This is a genomic window from Trabulsiella odontotermitis, assembly GCF_001297775.1.
Classification (GTDB): Bacteria; Pseudomonadota; Gammaproteobacteria; order Enterobacterales; family Enterobacteriaceae; genus Trabulsiella; species Trabulsiella odontotermitis.
Map to the genome: position 1 here is coordinate 265,748 of NZ_LIFX01000005.1, position 18,918 is coordinate 284,665.

Here is an 18,918-nt window from a genome sequence, read left to right on the forward strand (position 1 = left end):
AGATGAGAAGCCGGGAGATTTCCCGGCTTTTTTGCCTCTAGTGATAGTTGATCTTGATGGTGACCGTTTTACTGAATGGCCCGACGGCAATGTCCTGCGACGGGTTTTTCGTCAGCTCGGCGGTATAGTCATGGGTAAAACGTTCTTCCATCCCCGCAATGAAGGTTTCAAACGGCTGGTATACGTTAAAACGGGTATCAGTGTGCGTGGTATCGTCCGCGATGCGCAGCAAAAGACCATTTCCCATATTCAGATGCGTGGCGTCATACAGCGCGCCGTCGTTGTCGTAAAAACTGGTTTCGACTTCAAAGGACTGTGTACAGCCCGCGGCCAGATCTTTGGTGGCGGATAAACTGAATGACTGCGTTGCTGGTGTGGTCTGTAGTGCGCTTCGCGAAAGGACACCAAAGTCGACAACCTGATTCTGCGGCTCGAGGCTGATGTCGACACTGCAATCCAGGAAGGTGATGTTGTCGAGGCCATCAATGTTAAAACGCAGGTTTTTCGCGTCGCTCATCAGGTTCGCCCCGCCTTCACCGTCAAACTGCACGACGTTAATCACGCCGAAGTCAAAATGTTCGTCCGTGTTAGCGGGTGTGGCTTTAAGCTGAATGAACAAGCGAAAGCGCGCGTTGAACGTGGTGTTTTCCTGCGGCGTCACCCCGTTACAGTTTGTGTCATATATGCCATCGTGTCGCTTGTCGAGACAGGCTCCGGCCGGAATGCCGATATCGGACCCCGTATAATCCACACCGTTGTAGGTCACGCCAAAGGTAAAATAAGGATTATCAAGAACATCAGCGTTATTCGTCGCGGCCAGCATAAGCCAGGCGAAGAGAGACTCAGAGGGTTTAACGGAAGACCAGCTCTGGGCGTTATCACAATACACTGTGATGTTAATATCCCGGCTCTCCCAGATCTTACTGCCCAGCGGAGCATCGATCGGCACCATGAAGGGCGGCAATGTGACGGTGTAGTTGGTTGGGCCGCCGTGTACGCGCTGGTAGCAATCAACAGCCCAGGTGGGAGCGGCGAATAACGTCACCAGCAATGTGAACAAAAGCGCTAACGTACGCATGTTTATCCCTTCTGTGCAGGCTGGCTGTCGCATTCGCGCTGAACGGCGTTACAACTGACTTTGTATAAATTCAGCCCGCCAAAATCACCGATGTAGCCTATCTGAAACTGCGAGGGCAGATCCTTCACCGGCAAGGTTTGCTCACTGAAGGGAATAAGCATGAGGCTGGTGGTGCCTTTCAGCAGTGTTTTTCCGTCAATGCCAACGTAGCCGATGGTCATGTGGTAGGGCGTGCTGTTCATGAAGTGCAACCCGTTTTCGGTTCGTGAGAGTTTGATGGACTTCCAGGGTAGCGACTGTCCGGTATTGAGGCGGATGGCTTTTGGTCGCCAGAACAGCTTCAGACGGCTTTGCATCGCAATCTGCACGACGTTCTGCCCTTCGCTGCGCGGTGGGATCTCTCTGACGTTGTAATAAAACAGCGATTCCCGGTCAGACGGCAGTCTGGCAAGCGCGGGCAATCCCATCAGCCTGACCTGCGTCTGCTCGCCCGGCTCAAGCCGGACCAGCGGTGGAACGGTGGAAATATAATCGCGATCTTTCACCCCGGTCTGGTCTTCAATCCAGGATTGCGCGAGATAGGGTAGCGTCGGGCTTTTATTGCTGAGACGCAGGGAGATGCTTTTATCACCCTGGTTGAGGATAAGCCGGGTGCGATCGGGCAAAATGGCCGCGTACGTCAGGCTGGTGGCTGACAAAAAAAGGATCATTCCTTTCGCGATATCAGTCGCTTTCATGGTTTACTCTGGCCTGGTGAGTGTATCGACACGGCAGAATGAGTGCGCTGTCGAGATTGCTGTGGTTGGGTGGGATCATTTCGCAGGTGTGTTCGCCCCAGCTTACACTGAGCACGCTATTGTCCTGGATGCCACTGAGGTACACAAAACCGTCGTCCGCAATCAGGCCGACGTCTTTGCGAGTTTTGCTATCGATAACGGAAACGCCCAGCGGTGGAAACGTGCCGTTTTCCAGCCTGACCACGCCCATAATCTGATACCCCTGACTGGCGTTAAGCGCTTTGTAGCCGATGGCGCCTTCCGTCAGCGTGGTCCGGAACACCGGGCTGCTGATGTCTACGCCTTCCGGCAGTGTATTGCTGTTAACCTGTACGGTGGTGGTCTGGTAATTACTGAGCGACGGGATCACCGCAATGCCAAAGGCGTTAGTAACGGTGCGCCCGCGGTTCAGTTCAACGCCAGACACGCCGTTGGCGTCGACCATCATGCGGGCATTATTCCCGCTGGGGCGGTCATGCATTGCCACACCATAACGGGTGGCGGTGATCGCGCTGTTCCAGCCCAGATTCATTGAGGAGTAGTGATTGGGTTGCATGCTGGCAGCAAGACTGAGACGGCCCGGAGGCGCGTAATGCTGATAGCTTCCCCGTAATGCCGGTTCGCCTTCACTGATTTGGTCGCTATCGGCAGAAACGGAGAGGTTCCAGGTGTTATCACGGTCAGAAGCGTCGTAATACGACAGCGACTGTGTGGTGTTATCGCCGTAGCGCTGCTGGTTGTAGGCCAGATTGCGTCCCGTACTTAACGGCACGGAGAGAGAGAAATAGTACTGATTTTCGTCGGTATCATCCCAGCGGGTACGTGTGACGGCCAGCGACGCGGAGAGCCCTTTCAGCTCGCCAATGGAAAAACTGTGGTTGAGGGAAAGCGAGTAGCTGGTGTTACTTGACGCATTCCAGTAGGTATTACGGCTGATGTTCAGCCAGGCGCTCATGTCCCAGGGGGCGATGGTCTGACTGAACGACAGCACGTAGCTCTCTTTTTCGTTATCGCTACCGTCATCGCCTTCACGGTAGTCGAGATATTCGTTCATCGACACATAGTTTTTGTCAGAGAAGCGGTATCCGGCGAAGGTTATCTGGCTGTCGGTGGAGTCAAAACGGCGGGCGTAGTTCATGCGATAGCTGTAACCATGCTGACTATCATTGCCCGTCTCCTGCGTCAGGTTGGCCTGCGAACGCGTGACGTCAAAGGAAACTGCGCCCAGCACGTTGAGGTTAAAACCGATACCCGACGTGAACGCCTGATAGTCATCGGCGGTCAGGATGGCACCGCCATACAGTGAAGTGGTGCTCAGCCAGCCCCATGAGAATTCCCCGGTCCAGAACAGCGGATTATGCACATCGTTATGGCTGTTTGAGGTGGGTTTCCCGGCGGAAGTTTTGTACCGCAACTGACCCTGACGGGTAAGAAACGGCACAGACGCTGAGCCGACCTGGAACGTGCTGGTTCGGCCATCTTCCTCTTCAATGGTGACGTCCATTTGCCCCTGCAGTGTGTCGACCATATCAGAAATGGTAAACGGCCCCGGCGTAACGGTGGTCTGGTAGAGCACGCGGCCATTCTGCGAAACAGTGACTTTGGCGTTGGTCTGTGCGATGCCGGTGATCTGCGGCGCATAGCCCTGTAAATCAGGCGGCAACATGCTCTCATCGCTTTCAAGCGTCGTCCCGGTGAAGTGAAAGGTATCGAAAATATCGGAACTGAGATCGTACTGGCCGAGGGTGAATTTTGACGCCAGCGACGGTAACGGGCGAAAGAGGTACGTACGCGCCAGACGGCTGTCGGTGTCGGTGCTGTTTCCGCTAATAAAGTTCTGGTTGTATTGATAGTCAGAACGCAGACGCCACGCGCCCAGGTTGATGCCCGCTGTGCCGTACGCGCTGAGGCTTTGTGTGCTGTCGCCGTCGTGAGGCGAGTACTGACTGGCATAAATGTTGTAATCGAGAAGCGCGCCGTTAACCCCTTCGTCCCAGTATTCCGGTGGGGTCCAGTTTTTGGCGTGATATTTCATCCAGGATTGTGGCGCGGTCAACGTCAGGCGCATTGTGGATTTATCGAGTCTGGCGCTAAATTCAGGTTTATCAATGATATCCAGACATTCCGTCTGACCGCGGCTGTTGAGTTGACGGACAAAAGCGTCGTCAAAACCCCACTGCAACAGCAGGTCGGCGGTGAGACAAAGCTGAGTACCGTTTTCCGCGTTTGTGGCCCGCCATTCGACGTTCCAGTCGCCCGGTAAGGTGTTTTTATTCAGGGTGATTTGTACCAGATAGTGCCCGGGAGAGATGTAGTTTTTCTTTTCGAACTGGCTGAGATCGACGTTCTGGCGATCGTCGGCATCAAGGGCGTCAGTATTAAATTCCACAGCAAGGGAAACGGCAGGCATACCCGAGAAAATAAACAGGATGAATAATCTGTTTCTGGCAAAAGCCGCTAATCTGATGATCAGCGAAAAAAGGAATCTGCGCATGAGTCCATTCTTTTGAGAGGGTATCCTGAAAGCCGGCAAACGGGTCGCCGGCCATTCCGGTAACGCTAAAATGTATTATTCATAATTAAGAATATAATTAGCGATGGCATTCACGTTACCCGGTGTTGCATCCCCGGTAGCATCCGGCGTTTTTTCCATGCGGGCTTTGAAGTTTAATTCCTGATAGGAATTCAGATTGGGGAAAGTAATGGCAACAGCATCGCCGAGTGTCACTTTTTCATTACCGTCATCAAGAATACGAACGCCAACGTTGGTCGCGCCGCCTTCGTTATCTTCTGCGCTGTTTTTCATCAGGCTGGAGTCGGTGGCGTTGACATTGGCGGAGGAAAACGTGACGTCAACTTTGTTGGTCGTGACGGTTTGCCCGTCGACCTCTTTTGACAGGATGCAGTCCTGAAGATGAATGGTGAAGTCGGTGGCTAATGACATTTTTTCGCTGTTGAGCACGCTGGTGGCGACTTCGCCGAGATCCACCTGCAGATCTTCATCACCGGGTTGAATGGAACACGGGGATTCGATAACCCATCCAGAAAACGTCACCTGACCTGAACCTTGCTCCGGAACGTCGGGTGCAGCAAAAGCGGTACCGGAGAGGAGCGCCGATGTTAATGCTACGGCTAATATTTTCCTGAACATTCTGAGTAATCCTTTGTCTGTTAATAAGGAAAGCAGTAATAACGACGTCGCTAAACGAGACACGATAACGTTATTCCGGCGAAGAATAGCACTGCTGAAAAAGTTGTCTTTTTAGTTTTTCTAAGCAAAAGGTGTAGTAATGTTAATATTATATTTGATGTGAATGAACGCGGTTGCAGTCGCAGTGAGAAATCGCGGGTAAGTTATTATTCACTTCCTCTGTCATGAGCGTTAAATAAAAAATGTCAGCAGATATATATGACAGTATATTGTTTGGGTTATAGGTTGAAGGTATTTATAACGTTAATATTCCTGGCTTGCTATGCTCTCATAATGATAAATAAATCGCTAAGGCGAAATTAAATTAAACACTTTTATATCAAATGACATGCAAAAGGCGCTGCGGGGGCGTTTCGCAGCGCCACGACGTTTAGCCAATACCCATCGCCTGCAGCGCCACGAGGCTCATTCCCATCACTGACATCCCACATAACACGCCGTAGCTCGGGTTGTTGTGGGGATCGATCTCTTTCGCCAGCGGCATCAGTTCATCAACCGAAAGCGCCACCATAATGCCTGCCACCGCGGCCATGATGGCGGCCATCACCACCGGTGAGACCAGACTTCCGAGGATAAGCCAGGCCAGCACGCCGCCGAGAATTTCCGCCATTCCGGAAACGCCTGCCCAGAGTATGGCTTTACGTCGGGAGCCGGTCGCGGCATATACCGGCCCGGCGACGGCAAGACCTTCAGGAATATTGTGCAATGCCACGGCAAACGCAATACCAATACCCAGTTCGAGGTTGTTGCTGGCGGTGACGAAAGTGGCAATCCCTTCCGGGAAGTTGTGCAAACTGATGCCCAGCGTCAGCAACACGGCGGTGCGCCGGAGGTTACGCGGCATCACGGCTTTATCGCCATGCATGAGATCCTGCGGATGGGCGTGCGGCAGAATGCGGTCAAGGCCGAAATAACCCAGCAGGCCAATGATAAACATGCTGTAGCCCAGCATCGGCGACATATTTTCAGTCGCCAGCGCTGCCGGGAGCATTTCCATCAACGAGATAAGCAGCATGATCCCCGCGGCAAAACCCAGGGAAAATGCCAGCAGGCGATTGGACGGCTTCTGGCCGAGCACACCCAACAGGGCGCCAATAAAGGTGGCGGCACCGGCTAAAAGGGTCAGGATGAGAGGTACTGACATTTCATTCTCCTGCGACAACATCCGTTCATTCAAACTATTTGATGAAGATCATCACGCTTATCTGAGTTTATCCTTCCCCAAAAAGGGGTAATGTGGAGTCATTACCTTAAACTCCCTGCAAAGGATAACATCATGTCTCGTACCCGAATGCCAGCGCTGTTTCTTGGTCACGGCAGCCCGATGAACGTGCTGGAAGATAACCGCTATACCCGCGCCTGGCAACGTCTGGGCGAGGAATTGCCGCGTCCGAAAGCGATCGTTGTGGTCTCTGCGCACTGGTTTACGCGCGGGACTGGCGTTACGGCGATGGAGACCCCGAAAACGATCCACGATTTCGGCGGGTTCCCGCAGGCGCTGTACGACACGCATTATCCGGCACCGGGATCGCCCGAACTGGCCGAACGACTGGTGTCGCTGCTGGCACCCGTTCCCGTCGCGCTCGATAAAGAAGCCTGGGGCTTTGACCACGGCTCCTGGGGTGTGCTGATCAAGATGTACCCGAACGCCGACATTCCGATGGTACAACTCAGTGTCGACAGCACTAAACCCGCCGCCTGGCATATGGAAATGGGGCGTAAACTGGCGACGCTGCGTGATGAGGGCATCATGCTGGTGGCAAGCGGCAACGTGGTGCATAACCTGCGCACGGCACGCTGGCATGGCGACAACACGCCGTACCCGTGGGCAACGTCGTTTAACGACTACGTGAAAGCCAACCTCGACTGGAAAGGGCCGGTGGAACAGCATCCATTGGTCAATTACATGGCGCATGAAGGCGGTTCTCTCTCTAACCCGACGCCGGATCACTTCCTGCCGCTGCTGTATGTGCTGGGCGCGTGGGATGGTGAAGAACCCATCACGATCCCGGTGGACGGTCTCGAGATGGGCTCATTGAGCATGTTGTCAGTACAAATCGGCTGATCGTTACTCGACAAAAATGTGAGGATAGAAGCGTGAAAGATCCTGTGTGATCAGCGCTCTGTCCTCACGAATGCCGATCCCGGCGGGCTGATCATTGATAAGCCAGCTGCCAATCAGCGTATAGCTGTCGCCAAATTTCGGTAACTGCCAGAACTGCTGGACGATCATCCCCTCTTCACCGTACGGGCCTTCCACTTCTTCAAGTACTTTGCCGTTTTCGACGATCGATACGTTGGCCCCTTCGCGAGAGAAGATGGGTTTCACAACGTATTTGTCCATCGGCGGATGATCATCTTCGGCAAAATAGGCAGGCAGCAAATTCGGGTGGTCGGGGAACATCTCCCACAGCAGCGGCAATAACGCTTTGTTGGAGATGATGCTCTTCCATGCGGGTTCCAGCCAGCGCACGCCAGCGTCTTCCAGCTTGGTGGAGAACATCTCGCGCAGCATAAATTCCCACGGATAGAGCTTGAACAGGTTGCCAATCACCTGATCCTGCAGATCGGTAAACTGGCCTTTTTCACCCAGTCCGATGTCATCAACGTAGAGGAATTCGGTTGCGACGCCCGCTTCGTCGGCGCAATCCTGCAGATATTGCACGGTACCGCGATCTTCGACCGTATCGCGGCAGCAGGTCATGTGCAGCAACTGGAAGCCAAACTGTTCACGCAGTTCGGCAAAACGTTCGATGAGCTTTTCCTGCAGGCTGTTGAACTGATCGCTCCCGTCAGGCAGATTCCCGGCATTGATTTGGTCTTCCAGCCAGATCCACTGGAAAAATGCCGCTTCATACAGCGAGGTAGGGGTGTCAGCGTTATTCTCAAGCAGCTTTGGTTCGCCCACGCCATCCCACGCCAGATCCAGACGCGAATAGAGCGAAGGCTGATGGGTTTGCCACGACTGACGGACAAACCCCCAGGTATGTTTGGGAATGCGGAACTTTGCCATCAGCGCGTCGCTGGCGATCACTTTATCGACTACCTGCAAACACATCTGGTGCAGTTCGGCGGTCACGTCTTCAAGTTTTTCCACCTGCGCCAGGGTGAGTTTGTAATAGGCCTCTTCACACCAGTACGGCTCGCCGTACATGGTGTGGAAATTGAAGCCGAACTCGGTGGCTTTCTCACGCCAGTCCGGGCGCTCGATGATACTGACTCTTTCCATGTCGCTTAGCCGCCCATCGAACGTGAGGACGTACCGGACGCGCTGCGCTGCATGGTGGCCTGTTTAGCGACGGATTCGCCAAACCCGCCACGGGTGACCGTGGATGTGGTGGCCGGTTTCGGCGCCATGGCGGTTTTCGGCACGGTCATCGTACGGCCTGGCTGTGCGGCGCCGTAGTTTCTGCCGCCTGCGTCGGTGTATTTACCGTACGCCGGGCTGGCCGGGTTGCGTGAGCTGAACAGTGGCTGCTGCTGGAAACCTGCGCCGCCGCTCATCAGACGACCCATCATGTAACCCGCCATCAGCGGCATCCAGAAGCTGCCGCTGCTTTGCGCCTGCGCCTGGTTTTCCGGTGCCATACCTGCCTGTGCAGGCGTTTGCTGGCACTGACCTTCGCCGAATTCAGCGACGCAGTCTTCGCGAGTGGCGTATTTCGGTGCCGTACGCTCCGCTTCTTTCAGCGCGTTAGTGTACGCCGTGGTGCATTCCGCGCTCTTGCCCGGGTTTGCTGCCGAGCAGTCGTCCGCGTTCTGGTACAGAGAAACCGTCTCGTCGGTTTTTTCGCAGCCTGCCAGCATAAAAACAGCCGTAACAGCCAGCGCGACGGGAGTCAGATGACGTGCGCCCCAGCTTTTGCGGAATGACGCATGATTGATAGTTTTTGTCCGTTTCATTTTTGTCTTCCAGGACCCAGTGGTAGTGGTCAAGGATAGAGGATGAGTGGTTGAAATTGAAGCGACAGGGATGGCAGAGAGGGGATCTTTACGTTGCCTTACATATACCCGGCGCACAGGCGGCGCCGGGTACAGGCAAGATTAATTGCGGAACGGGTTTGCCGTCTTGCTGCTGGACGTTGTGCGCGTCGCGGCAGGCTGCGCCGCTGGCGCTGCGTTGTTGGCACTGTAGCCATCAGCGCTGGCGTCCTGCTGCGGGTTTTCCGGCGCCACCGATTCCGGGGTGGTGGAGATCGGTTTACCCAGTGCACTGTTCAGCGAGACCAGATCCTGCTCATTCAGTGTACCGAGCGCGGATTTGATATTCAGCTGGTTAATCAGGTAGTTATAACGCGCGCTGGACAGTTGCTGCTTGGCGTTATACAGCGTGGTGGTGGCGTCCAGCACATCAACAATGGTACGCGTACCCACCGAGTAACCGGCTTCCATCGCATCTAACGAACTCTGGGCAGACACCACGGCCTGTTTGTAGGCGTTGATGCTGCTGATAGAGGCGTTGATGTTATTAAAGGAAGAACGTACGGTCTGCACGACGCTGCGATGCGCGCTTTCCAGTTGTTCACTGGCGCCGACGAAGTTGTACTGCGCCTGTTTCACCTGAGAGTTAACCATTCCGCCCTGATACAGCGGCAGAGAGAAGTTCAGGCCGATTTTATTCTGACCGATGTTGCTGTCGTCATAACGGGAAGCGTTAGCGCCGCCAGTGCTGGAACCGCTGTAGGAGGTGTCAGACACGGCGGTAGACGCACTTAAGCTCAGGGTTGGCAGATGGCCGTCCTGGGCGAGGCGAATTTGCTCACGCGCCAGATCCTGGCTTAAACGCGCCTGCAGCAGCGACAGGTTGCGGTTTTCCGCTTCCTTCAGCAGCGCGTTGACCGCGTTCGGCTTGTCGGTTTTGAAGCTGTCGACGTTCAGGGATGCCAGTTCCGGGTAGTAATTACCGGTCACCTGACGCAGCGATTCAACGGCGTTGTCGAGGTTGTTACGGGCAGTGACTTCGTTGGCCAGTACGTTATCGTACTGCGAACGGGCGTTCTGCACGTCAGTGATGGCAACCAGGCCCACGTTAAAGCGCTGAGTGGTTTGATCCAACTGGCGGTAAATCGCCTGTTTCTGCGCTTCAGTGTAGGAGAGGGAATCAATGGCGCTCAGTACGTTGAAGTAGGCCGTCGCGGTGTTCAGGATCAGTGTTTGCTGGTCAGTCTGATAAGTGACATCCTGAATACCTGCTGATTTTTCCTGTAGCGAGAGCTCACGCCATTTCGACATATCAAACAGCGTCTGGGTCAGTGACAGAGACGCACTGGTAGCGTTAGAGTTAACACCGTTTTGATCACGGTAACCGTTGCTGTACTCATAGTCCGCACCAAGGCCCAGTTGAGGAAGCAGTGGGCTGCGCGCTTCGTTAATCTTCTCGAATGCGGCATCGCGATCGGCTGCTGATTTACGCAGGTCAGGGTTGCTGACACGAGCTTGCTGATACACTTGAAGCAGGTTTTCCGCCTGGCTCATGACGCTGAAACCAGACAGGCTCAGGCCGATAAGGATAGGGAGCAATTTCTTCATTTGCATTCCTTGTTGTGAAGCATTTAGCGCTGATCTAATTCAAAAAAAATGTTCGCCGATTGTACCAGAGTCTGCCATTCGAAAAAGTTGGCGTAATGTGCCATCTGGCGTTAATTTGCACCAATCTATCATATGGTCAGTAAAACAGTAGCCAAACTGACTTTAAATCCATAATTTCACCACAATCACTGGCAGGACCGAATAATGACTCAGCCTCATGAACAGGCCGTTACCTTCTCCAAAAAAGATGTAGAAATTATTGCACGTGAATCGCTTTACCGCGGTTTTTTTTCGCTTGATCTTTACCGCTTTCGCCATCGTCTGTTTAATGGCGAAATGAGCGGCGAAGTGACGCGAGAAATTTTTGAGCGCGGTCATGCGGCAGTCTTGCTACCCTTTGACCCAGTACGTGATGAAGTCGTGCTGGTTGAGCAAATCCGTATTGCCGCGTATGACTCCAGTGAGACGCCGTGGTTGCTCGAGATGGTTGCCGGTATGATAGAAGAGGGCGAAACGGTAGAAGATGTCGCCCGCCGCGAAGCGGTCGAAGAGGCTGGCCTTATCGTCGGTCGTACCTGCCCGGTGCTGAGTTATCTGGCAAGTCCGGGGGGAACCAGCGAGCGCCTGTCTATTTTAGTGGGCGAAGTGGACGCCTCAACCGCGAGTGGCATTCACGGTCTGGCTGATGAAAACGAAGACATTCGGGTTCATGTGGTAAGTCGGGAACAGGCTTATCAATGGGTAGAAGAGGGGAAAATCGACAACGCAGCGTCTGTCATCGCTCTGCAATGGCTGCAACTGCATTATCAGGCTTTACGAAACGAGTGGAAATAATGAAGCGTTATACACCTGACTTTCCAGAAATGATGCGCCTGTGCGAGACTAATTTTGCACATTTGCGCCGCCTGCTGCCTCGTACAGACGCACCCGGCGAAACGGTGAGCTATCAGGTGGCGAATGCGCAATATCGGTTAACGATAACCGAGACCACCCGCTACACTACACTGGTGGAAATTGAACAGACGGCACCCGCGATCAGCTACTGGAGCCTGCCGTCAATGACCGTGCGGCTTTATCATGATGCGATGGTGGCTGAAGTGTGTTCAAGCCAGCAGATCTTTCGCTTCAAAGCACGGTATGATTACCCGAATAAGAAGTTGCATCAACGCGACGAAAAGCATCAAATCAATCAGTTTCTCGCTGATTGGCTGCGATATTGTTTAGCACATGGAGCGATGGCGATTCCGGTTTACTAAGCGTCGTGAAACCTAAGGACACCATTTGGAAAGCCTGTTAAACCTTCCTCTGGCTGGTGGGGCCAGGGTCAGGATATTACAAATTACAGATACTCACCTGTTTGCTGAGAAACATGAAACGCTGTTGGGAGTGAACACCTGGGAAAGTTACCAGGCGGTACTGGAGGCTATCCGCGCCTCACAGCGTGAGTGTGACCTGATTGTAGCAACAGGGGATTTGGCACAGGATCACTCTTCCGCGGCCTACCAGCTTTTTGCTGAAGGCATCGCGGGCTTTGCCGCACCTTGTGTCTGGTTGCCGGGGAATCATGATTTCCAGCCGGCGATGTACAGCACCTTACAGGATGCCGGAATCTCTCCCGCAAAGCGCGTACTGGTGGGCGACCACTGGCAGATCCTCATGCTCGACAGCCAGGTTTTTGGCGTCCCGCATGGTGAACTGAGTGACTTCCAGCTTGAATGGCTGGAGCAGAAGCTCGCGGACTCTGCCGATCGCTACACATTACTGCTGTTGCATCATCATCCGCTGCCGTCGGGTTGCAGCTGGCTTGATCAACATAGCCTGCGTAATGCCGGGGCGCTGGATCAGGTGCTGAGTGCGTATCCGCGGGTCAAAAATCTGCTCTGCGGGCATATTCATCAGGAAATGGACGTTGACTGGAACGGGCGGCGAATGATGGCAACGCCATCCACCTGCGTGCAGTTTAAACCGCACTGTGCCAATTTCACGCTGGATACCATCGCGCCGGGCTGGCGTTGGATCGAGCTGTACCCTGACGGCACATTGACCACGGAAGTTTGTCGACTCGAAGCGGCGCAGTTCAGTCCCGATACCGCGTCGGAAGGGTATTAAGGTTACGCATGTCTACGCTTCTCTACTTGCACGGTTTCAACAGTTCGCCTCGCTCAGAGAAAGCGACGGCCATGAAACACTGGCTGGCGCAGGCGCACCCTGACATCAATATGGTGGTCCCGCAGTTGCCCGCGTTTCCGGCGGAAGCGGCTGAACTGCTGGAAGGGTTAGTGCTGGAGCTCGGCGGCGAACCGCTGGGCGTGGTCGGCTCGTCGCTCGGCGGCTACTATGCCACCTGGCTGTCGCAATGCTTTATGTTACCGGCAGTGGTCGTTAATCCGGCGATTAAACCCTTTGAACTGCTGCTAAACTATCTCGGTCAGAATGAGAATCCCTACACCGGTGAACAATATGTGCTAGAGTCACGCCATATTTACGATCTCAAGGTGATGCAGATCGACCCGCTGGAGGCGCCGGATCTTATCTGGCTGCTACAACAGACGGGTGACGAAGTGCTTGATTACCGCCAGGCTGTAGAGTATTACGCCTCCTGCCGTCAGACGGTGGAGGAGGGCGGTAACCACGCATTTATTGGCTTCGAAGATCATTTCACACAGATTATCGATTTCCTGGGTTTGCACTGAGCAAACTGAACTATCTACGAACAGATCATGACGCAATCTTCATATAACGCTGATGCCATTGAGGTACTCACCGGGCTAGAGCCGGTCCGCCGCCGCCCGGGGATGTATACCGACACCACTCGCCCTAACCATCTGGGGCAGGAAGTCATTGATAACAGCGTGGACGAAGCGCTGGCGGGCCACGCAAAACGCGTGGAAGTTATTCTGCATGCCGATCAGTCGCTGGAAGTGATCGACGACGGTCGCGGCATGCCGGTGGATATCCACCCGGAAGAAGGTGTTCCGGCGGTGGAACTGATCCTCTGTCGGCTGCATGCGGGCGGTAAGTTCTCCAACAAAAACTACCAGTTCTCCGGCGGCCTTCACGGCGTGGGGATCTCCGTAGTGAACGCCCTGTCAAAACGCGTTGAAGTGAACGTGCGCCGTGACGCGCAGGTCTACAGCATCGCTTTTGAAAACGGCGAGAAGGTGGAAGATCTCCATATCACCGGTACCTGCGGCAAACGCAACACCGGTACCAGCGTGCATTTCTGGCCGGACGAAAGCTTCTTCGACAGCCCGCGTTTTTCCGTTTCCCGCCTCACCCATCTGCTGAAAGCTAAAGCGGTGCTGTGCCCGGGCGTCGAAATCGTTTTTAAAGATAACGTCAACAACACCGAGCAAACCTGGCGCTACGAAGATGGTCTGAACGACTATCTGAGCGAAGCGGTCAACGGTCTGCCGTTGCTGCCTGAAAAGCCGTTCGTCGGTAATTTTGAAGGCGACACCGAAGCGGTGGACTGGGCGCTGCTGTGGCTGCCAGAAGGCGGCGAGTTACTGACCGAAAGCTACGTCAACCTGATCCCGACCCTGCAGGGTGGTACGCACGTCAACGGTCTGCGTCAGGGGCTGCTGGATGCGATGCGTGAATTCTGCGAATACCGCAATATTCTGCCGCGCGGCGTGAAACTGTCGGCGGAAGATATCTGGGATCGCTGCGCTTACGTGCTGTCAGTGAAAATGCAGGATCCGCAGTTCGCCGGGCAGACGAAAGAGCGTCTCTCTTCGCGTCAGTGCGCGGCGTTTGTGTCAGGTGTGGTGAAAGATGCCTTCAGCCTGTGGCTGAACCAGAACGTCCAGGCCGCAGAGCTGCTGGCCGAAATGGCGATTTCCAGCGCCCAGCGCCGTCTGCGCGCGGCGAAGAAAGTGGTGCGCAAAAAACTGACCAGTGGCCCGGCGCTGCCAGGCAAACTGGCGGATTGCACCGCGCAGGATCTCAACCGCACCGAACTGTTCCTCGTGGAAGGGGATTCCGCAGGCGGATCCGCCAAGCAGGCGCGCGATCGTGAATATCAGGCGATCATGCCGCTCAAAGGTAAAATCCTGAATACATGGGAAGTCTCGTCTGACGAAGTGCTGGCCTCGCAGGAGGTGCACGACATCTCTGTGGCGATCGGCATCGATCCGGACAGCGATGATCTCAGCCAGTTGCGCTACGGTAAAATTTGTATCCTCGCGGATGCGGATTCCGACGGTCTGCACATCGCCACGCTGCTGTGCGCGCTGTTTGTACGGCACTTCCGCACGCTGGTAAAAGAAGGCCACGTTTACGTCGCACTGCCGCCGCTTTACCGTATCGATCTCGGCAAAGAGGTCTATTACGCCCTGACGGAAGAAGAGAAAGCCGGTGTGCTCGAACAGCTCAAACGTAAAAAGGGCAAACCGAACGTGCAGCGCTTTAAAGGGCTGGGCGAGATGAACCCGATGCAGTTGCGCGAAACCACGCTTGATCCGAACACCCGCCGTCTGGTGCAGTTGATCATCACCGATGAAGATGAGCAACAGACTACCGCCATGATGGATATGCTGCTGGCTAAAAAACGGTCGGAAGATCGCCGTAACTGGCTGCAGGAAAAAGGCGATATGGCGGATATCGAAGCGTAACAAAAGGCCCGGTAGCGCTGACGCTTACCGGGCCTGTAAAACCAATACCGCAGGGATTAAACCCCGCTCTCCAGAATGCGAATATGGCTTTCGAGTACGTTCGCTTTTACTGCTTCGCTCCACGCTTTCATGTGCGGGGTCTGCAGATGTGCTTCAAGGTGCGCCACGGTTTCCCACAGCTCCACCATCACGATGGAATCCGGCGCTGTCGCCTGGAAACTGACGCCCGCCGCGTGATCGACCATCGGCGCATAGCCGTGGCAGCCTTCTTCTTTTAGCACGGTCGGAATAATTTTCGCGAACTCATCCAGCACCGCCTGACGGTGGTGTTGCCCTGGACGGGTGCGAATTTCTGCAATCACTGTCAACATGGTTAACTCAACTCCTTTGTTTTACCTGCGTCTAGTTAACCAAAAATTTCAGCCAGATGCTTGCGATATTCTGCGATATACGTGGGGACATCCGGCATTTTGATCACGTCGTGAACGATAAACGTCGGCAATGCTTCCATTCCCAGGAATTGGTTGGCTTTGTGGAACGGCAGGTAAACACCGTCAACGCCAACGCCGTGGAAGAACTGCGCTTCGTCAGAAAATGCTTCTGCAGGCGCGTTCCAGGTGAGCGACAGCATGTATTTTTTGCCCTGAATCAGGCCACCGGAACCGTATTTTTTGCTGGCGTCGGAACGAGTGCGGCCATCGCTGGCATACAGAGAACCATGACCTTCGGTAAAGACATCATCGATGTACTTTTTGACGGTCCACGGCGCACCCATCCACCATCCCGGCATCTGCCAGATAATGACGTCAGCCCAGAGGAATTTTTGCACTTCTTCTTTGATGTCGTAGTCGCTGTCCGCGCGAACGACTTTAACATCATGCCCGGCGTCGCGCAGCGCGCCGTCCGCGACCTCGGTCAGGGTGTCATTTAACTGGCCGTTGGAATGGGCGAATTTTTTCGCACCGTTGATAATCAAAATGTTGCTCATGTTTTGTTCCCAGTGTAACGAGTTTGGCAGTGATAATACGCGAACTAACGAAAGGGGAAAATGAGCAAAATGTGCAAAGTCTTTTGCTCCCGGCGCAATAATTAAACGTTTTACCAGCACACACGCGCGATGAACCCCCCGTCCGGCGCGTTGCCAAAGGTGACCGACATCTGGTGCAGCGCGGCAATGCGGCGAACGATAGACAGCCCGAGCCCGCTACCGGTTTGATCCTGACCCGGCGGCCGATAAAAGCGCTCGCCGATGCGCGCCAGCGCCTCTTCACTCACGCCGGGGCCGTTATCGCGAACGGTAAACTGACGGGCGCTGAGGGTGACATCAACCTGGCTGCCGCGGGGGCTGTAACGAATGGCATTGTCGAGCAGATTGCGCACCAGCAGGCTGAGCAGCAGCGGCTGCCCGGCATGCATAACGCCCTGCGCTTCAGTGTGCAGACGCACGTCGATGCCAGCGGACTGCGCGGAAGCGTAAATATCAATCACTGCCGACTGCAACAGATCTTCCATCGGGATTGGCGTGATGTCATCAGGCTGCGACAGCGAATCCAGGCGCGACAGCGTCAGCAACTGTTCGACCAGCCTTGATGCGCGATCGATGCCGGTGTGCAACTGGGCGAGCGCCTTTTCCCGGGCGTCAGGATCATCCACCGAAAGTTGTGCCACTTCGGTCTGGACTTTCAGCGCCGTCAGCGGACTGCGCAGTTCATGCGCCGCATCGGAGGTAAAACGGCGCTCGCGCACCACCATGTCATGCGTTCGCTGAAACAACTGATTCAGCGCATCCACTAACGGACGCACCTCGCTGGGCACACCTTCTGTGCCGAGCGGCTCCGCGGATTCCGGCGAACGCAGTTGTAGCGAACGAGCGATCTTTTTCAGCGGCGACAGTTCACGGCTCAACAGCACGAACAGCAGAATGAGCATCAGCGGCAGCGCGATCAGCCAGGGTGTCAGTTGCGAGGTAATGATGTCCAGCGCCATCTCCTGGCGGTAATCCCACTCCTGACCGACCGCGATGCGGTATTGCCCGTCGCGCGTCGTCAGCCAGAGAAAACGCCATGCATCGTCATCGTCCTTCAGTTGACCATCGTCGAAACCATCGCGGCGATAGTCATAAAGAATGTCGCGACCGTTTTCGCCATCATCAAGCAGGCGTTTGCCGTCGGCGGTGAAAATGGCAAAAGCCAGCGCGTCATCATCAAGATGGCCGTGCTTGATCTTTTTCCGCTCCGCCACCATCGGGGTAAGTGAATGCACACTCGCAAAATCCATCGCGCTGAGGCGTTTGGCGAACAGCATCTGCTGGGTGTCGAACAGTTTGTCGAGTTTCTCCGAGGTCTGCTGCCAGGCGAAAAAACTGGCGCATCCCCACGCGACAAGCGTCAGCAGGAAAAACAGCAGGGTCAGCCGCAGACGGAGGCTGAGCTGGCGAATTAGCGTCATACATCACCTAAGGTGTAGCCGATGCCGTGCACCGTGCGGATAAAATCAGTGCCGAGCTTGCGGCGCAGATGGTGGACATGCACTTCCACGGCGTTACTGGAGACATCGTCGTCCCAGTTATAGAGTTTCTCTTCAATGAGTTTACGCGGCAGCACGCGCCCGGCGTTGCGCAGCAACAGCTCCAGCAGGGCAAATTCTTTCGGTTTGAGCGCCAGCGGCTCGCCGGAAAGCGTCGCTGTCAGTTTGCCCGGATCGAGCGTGACCGCGCCGTGACGCAGTTCATTGCTCGACTGACCGTGCGAACGGCGAATCAACGCTTCGAGACGCGCCGCCACTTCAATCAACGCAAAAGGTTTGCACAGATAGTCATCCGCGCCGAGGCGCAGCCCCTCCACACGCTGTGACAGCGCATCGCGGGCGGTGAGGATCAACACCGGTTCGCTGCGGCCCTTGTCGCGCCATTCGCGCAGAATATCCAGCCCGTCAATGCCGGGCAGGGAGAGATCGAGAATGACCGCATCGTACGGCGCGGCGTACAACGCAGCTTTGCCTTCGTCGCCGCGGGTGAACCAGTCGAGGCTAAAGCCCATTTTGCTCAGGCCCGTTTTCAGTCCATCGCCAATAAGCTTGTCGTCTTCTACCAGTAAAATGCGCATAAGATCGTCCTTGTAAAGCGTTTCTTCCCCCAGTAAACCCGGCGCAACCGATGCTGTACAGCAAAAAAATTTCTTTTTTTGCCTTAAGAAGTTGTTAAGTTTTATTCTGTGTAATGGACGCCACAGAGATGAAAAAGGAGAGTAAAAAATGAAAAAATTAGCGGCTATGACAGCCATTCTGGCGCTGATGTCTGCCCCGGTATTTGCGGCAAATCAGGGCGGCTTTACCGGTCCGGGCGCAACACAAACGCAGAGCGGCGGATTCCAGGGGCCGGACGGCTCCGTCACCACTGTTGAAAACGCTAAAACCCTGCGCGATGACACCTGGGTGACGCTGCGCGGCAACATTGTTGAGCGTATTTCTGACGATCTGTACGTCTTCAAAGACGCCAGCGGGACGATTAACGTCGATATCGATCACAAGCGCTGGAACGGCGTGACCGTCACCCCGCAGGACAAGGTTGAGATCCGCGGCGAAGTCGATAAAGACTGGAACTCGGTGGAAATCGACGTCAAACAGATCAGCAAAACGAACTAAGTTTTTTCGTTAACGCAGCACCCTTTTCCATCCGGGCGAGAGATCGCCCGGATGTCTGTTATTTTC

The 18,918-nt window shown here is 54.8% G+C and carries 19 protein-coding genes; 7 read left to right on the forward strand and 12 right to left on the reverse strand.

Features of this window, described 5'->3' with window-relative positions; all coding sequences use genetic code 11:
- Window positions 1-37 precede the first annotated feature (37 nt).
- From AOY23_RS08620 to zupT, 5 genes are all read right to left on the reverse strand, one after another.
- The gene (locus AOY23_RS08620; RefSeq protein ID WP_054178873.1) at window positions 38-1,078 is read right to left on the reverse strand and encodes a pilus assembly protein; all 1,041 of its coding nucleotides are present in this window, start codon (window positions 1,076-1,078) and stop codon (window positions 38-40) included.
- Between the two features lie 2 nt (window positions 1,079-1,080).
- On the reverse strand, window positions 1,081-1,815 hold the full coding sequence (locus AOY23_RS08625; protein WP_054178872.1) for a fimbrial biogenesis chaperone: 735 nt from the start codon (window positions 1,813-1,815) through the stop codon (window positions 1,081-1,083).
- Entirely contained in the window at window positions 1,802-4,348 is a 2,547-nt protein-coding gene (locus AOY23_RS08630; RefSeq protein WP_081005614.1) for a fimbria/pilus outer membrane usher protein, read from the reverse strand. The genes AOY23_RS08625 and AOY23_RS08630 overlap by 14 nt, the downstream gene beginning before the upstream one ends.
- Window positions 4,349-4,423: 75 nt before the next feature.
- Window positions 4,424-5,005: a fimbrial-like protein gene (locus AOY23_RS08635; RefSeq protein ID WP_054178871.1), complete on the reverse strand. Its 582-nt coding sequence runs from the start codon at window positions 5,003-5,005 to the stop codon at window positions 4,424-4,426.
- 430 nt (window positions 5,006-5,435) lie between these two features.
- Window positions 5,436-6,209 (reverse strand): zinc transporter ZupT, encoded by a 774-nt coding sequence (gene zupT, locus AOY23_RS08640; RefSeq protein ID WP_038161804.1) that lies wholly within the window; start codon window positions 6,207-6,209, stop codon window positions 5,436-5,438.
- 132 nt (window positions 6,210-6,341) lie between these two features.
- On the opposite strand from zupT, the gene ygiD reads away from it, so the two are divergent.
- Entirely contained in the window at window positions 6,342-7,130 is a 789-nt protein-coding gene (ygiD, locus tag AOY23_RS08645) for a 4,5-DOPA-extradiol-dioxygenase (RefSeq protein ID WP_054178870.1), read from the forward strand.
- Between the two features lie 3 nt (window positions 7,131-7,133).
- Here ygiD and AOY23_RS08650 read toward each other — a convergent pair whose 3' ends face one another.
- From AOY23_RS08650 to tolC, 3 genes are all read right to left on the reverse strand, one after another.
- Window positions 7,134-8,294 carry a glutathionylspermidine synthase family protein gene (locus AOY23_RS08650; protein ID WP_054178869.1) on the reverse strand — a complete coding sequence of 387 codons (1,161 nt, stop codon included), beginning with the start codon at window positions 8,292-8,294 and terminating at the stop codon, window positions 7,134-7,136.
- 5 nt (window positions 8,295-8,299) lie between these two features.
- Entirely contained in the window at window positions 8,300-8,968 is a 669-nt protein-coding gene (locus AOY23_RS08655; RefSeq protein WP_054178868.1) for a DUF1190 family protein, read from the reverse strand.
- A gap of 141 nt (window positions 8,969-9,109) precedes the next feature.
- Window positions 9,110-10,594 carry an outer membrane channel protein TolC gene (tolC, locus tag AOY23_RS08660; protein WP_054178867.1) on the reverse strand — a complete coding sequence of 495 codons (1,485 nt, stop codon included), beginning with the start codon at window positions 10,592-10,594 and terminating at the stop codon, window positions 9,110-9,112.
- Window positions 10,595-10,798: 204 nt separating this feature from the next.
- Here tolC and nudF point away from each other — a divergent pair, with 204 nt between their 5' ends.
- The 5 genes from nudF to parE are packed head-to-tail and all read left to right on the forward strand — an operon-like array spanning window position 10,799 to window position 15,210.
- Window positions 10,799-11,428: an ADP-ribose diphosphatase gene (gene nudF / locus AOY23_RS08665; protein WP_054178866.1), complete on the forward strand. Its 630-nt coding sequence runs from the start codon at window positions 10,799-10,801 to the stop codon at window positions 11,426-11,428.
- On the forward strand, window positions 11,428-11,850 hold the full coding sequence (locus tag AOY23_RS08670) for a DUF1249 family protein (protein WP_038161834.1): 423 nt from the start codon (window positions 11,428-11,430) through the stop codon (window positions 11,848-11,850). The genes nudF and AOY23_RS08670 overlap by 1 nt, the downstream gene beginning before the upstream one ends.
- Before the next feature lie 25 nt (window positions 11,851-11,875).
- Window positions 11,876-12,703, forward strand: coding sequence for a 3',5'-cyclic-AMP phosphodiesterase (gene cpdA, locus AOY23_RS08675; RefSeq protein WP_054178865.1), 828 nt, complete (start codon window positions 11,876-11,878; stop codon window positions 12,701-12,703).
- 8 nt (window positions 12,704-12,711) lie between these two features.
- Entirely contained in the window at window positions 12,712-13,287 is a 576-nt protein-coding gene (yqiA, locus tag AOY23_RS08680) for an esterase YqiA (protein ID WP_054178864.1), read from the forward strand.
- A gap of 27 nt (window positions 13,288-13,314) precedes the next feature.
- Complete coding sequence (parE, locus tag AOY23_RS08685; RefSeq protein ID WP_054178863.1) at window positions 13,315-15,210, forward strand: DNA topoisomerase IV subunit B; 1,896 nt, start codon at window positions 13,315-13,317, stop codon at window positions 15,208-15,210.
- A 56-nt stretch (window positions 15,211-15,266) separates the two neighbouring features.
- Here parE and AOY23_RS08690 read toward each other — a convergent pair whose 3' ends face one another.
- From AOY23_RS08690 to qseB, 4 genes are all read right to left on the reverse strand, one after another.
- Complete coding sequence (locus AOY23_RS08690) at window positions 15,267-15,581, reverse strand: putative quinol monooxygenase (protein WP_054178862.1); 315 nt, start codon at window positions 15,579-15,581, stop codon at window positions 15,267-15,269.
- Between the two features lie 35 nt (window positions 15,582-15,616).
- Entirely contained in the window at window positions 15,617-16,198 is a 582-nt protein-coding gene (locus AOY23_RS08695; protein ID WP_054178861.1) for an NAD(P)H-dependent oxidoreductase, read from the reverse strand.
- 110 nt (window positions 16,199-16,308) lie between these two features.
- On the reverse strand, window positions 16,309-17,658 hold the full coding sequence (gene qseC, locus AOY23_RS08700; RefSeq protein ID WP_054178860.1) for a quorum sensing histidine kinase QseC: 1,350 nt from the start codon (window positions 17,656-17,658) through the stop codon (window positions 16,309-16,311).
- Window positions 17,655-18,314, reverse strand: coding sequence for a quorum sensing response regulator transcription factor QseB (gene qseB / locus AOY23_RS08705; RefSeq protein ID WP_054178859.1), 660 nt, complete (start codon window positions 18,312-18,314; stop codon window positions 17,655-17,657). The genes qseC and qseB overlap by 4 nt, the downstream gene beginning before the upstream one ends.
- Before the next feature lie 148 nt (window positions 18,315-18,462).
- Here qseB and AOY23_RS08710 point away from each other — a divergent pair, with 148 nt between their 5' ends.
- A complete protein-coding gene (locus AOY23_RS08710; protein ID WP_054178858.1) occupies window positions 18,463-18,852 on the forward strand; it encodes a YgiW/YdeI family stress tolerance OB fold protein in 390 nt (129 codons plus the stop codon).
- Window positions 18,853-18,918 lie beyond the last annotated feature (66 nt).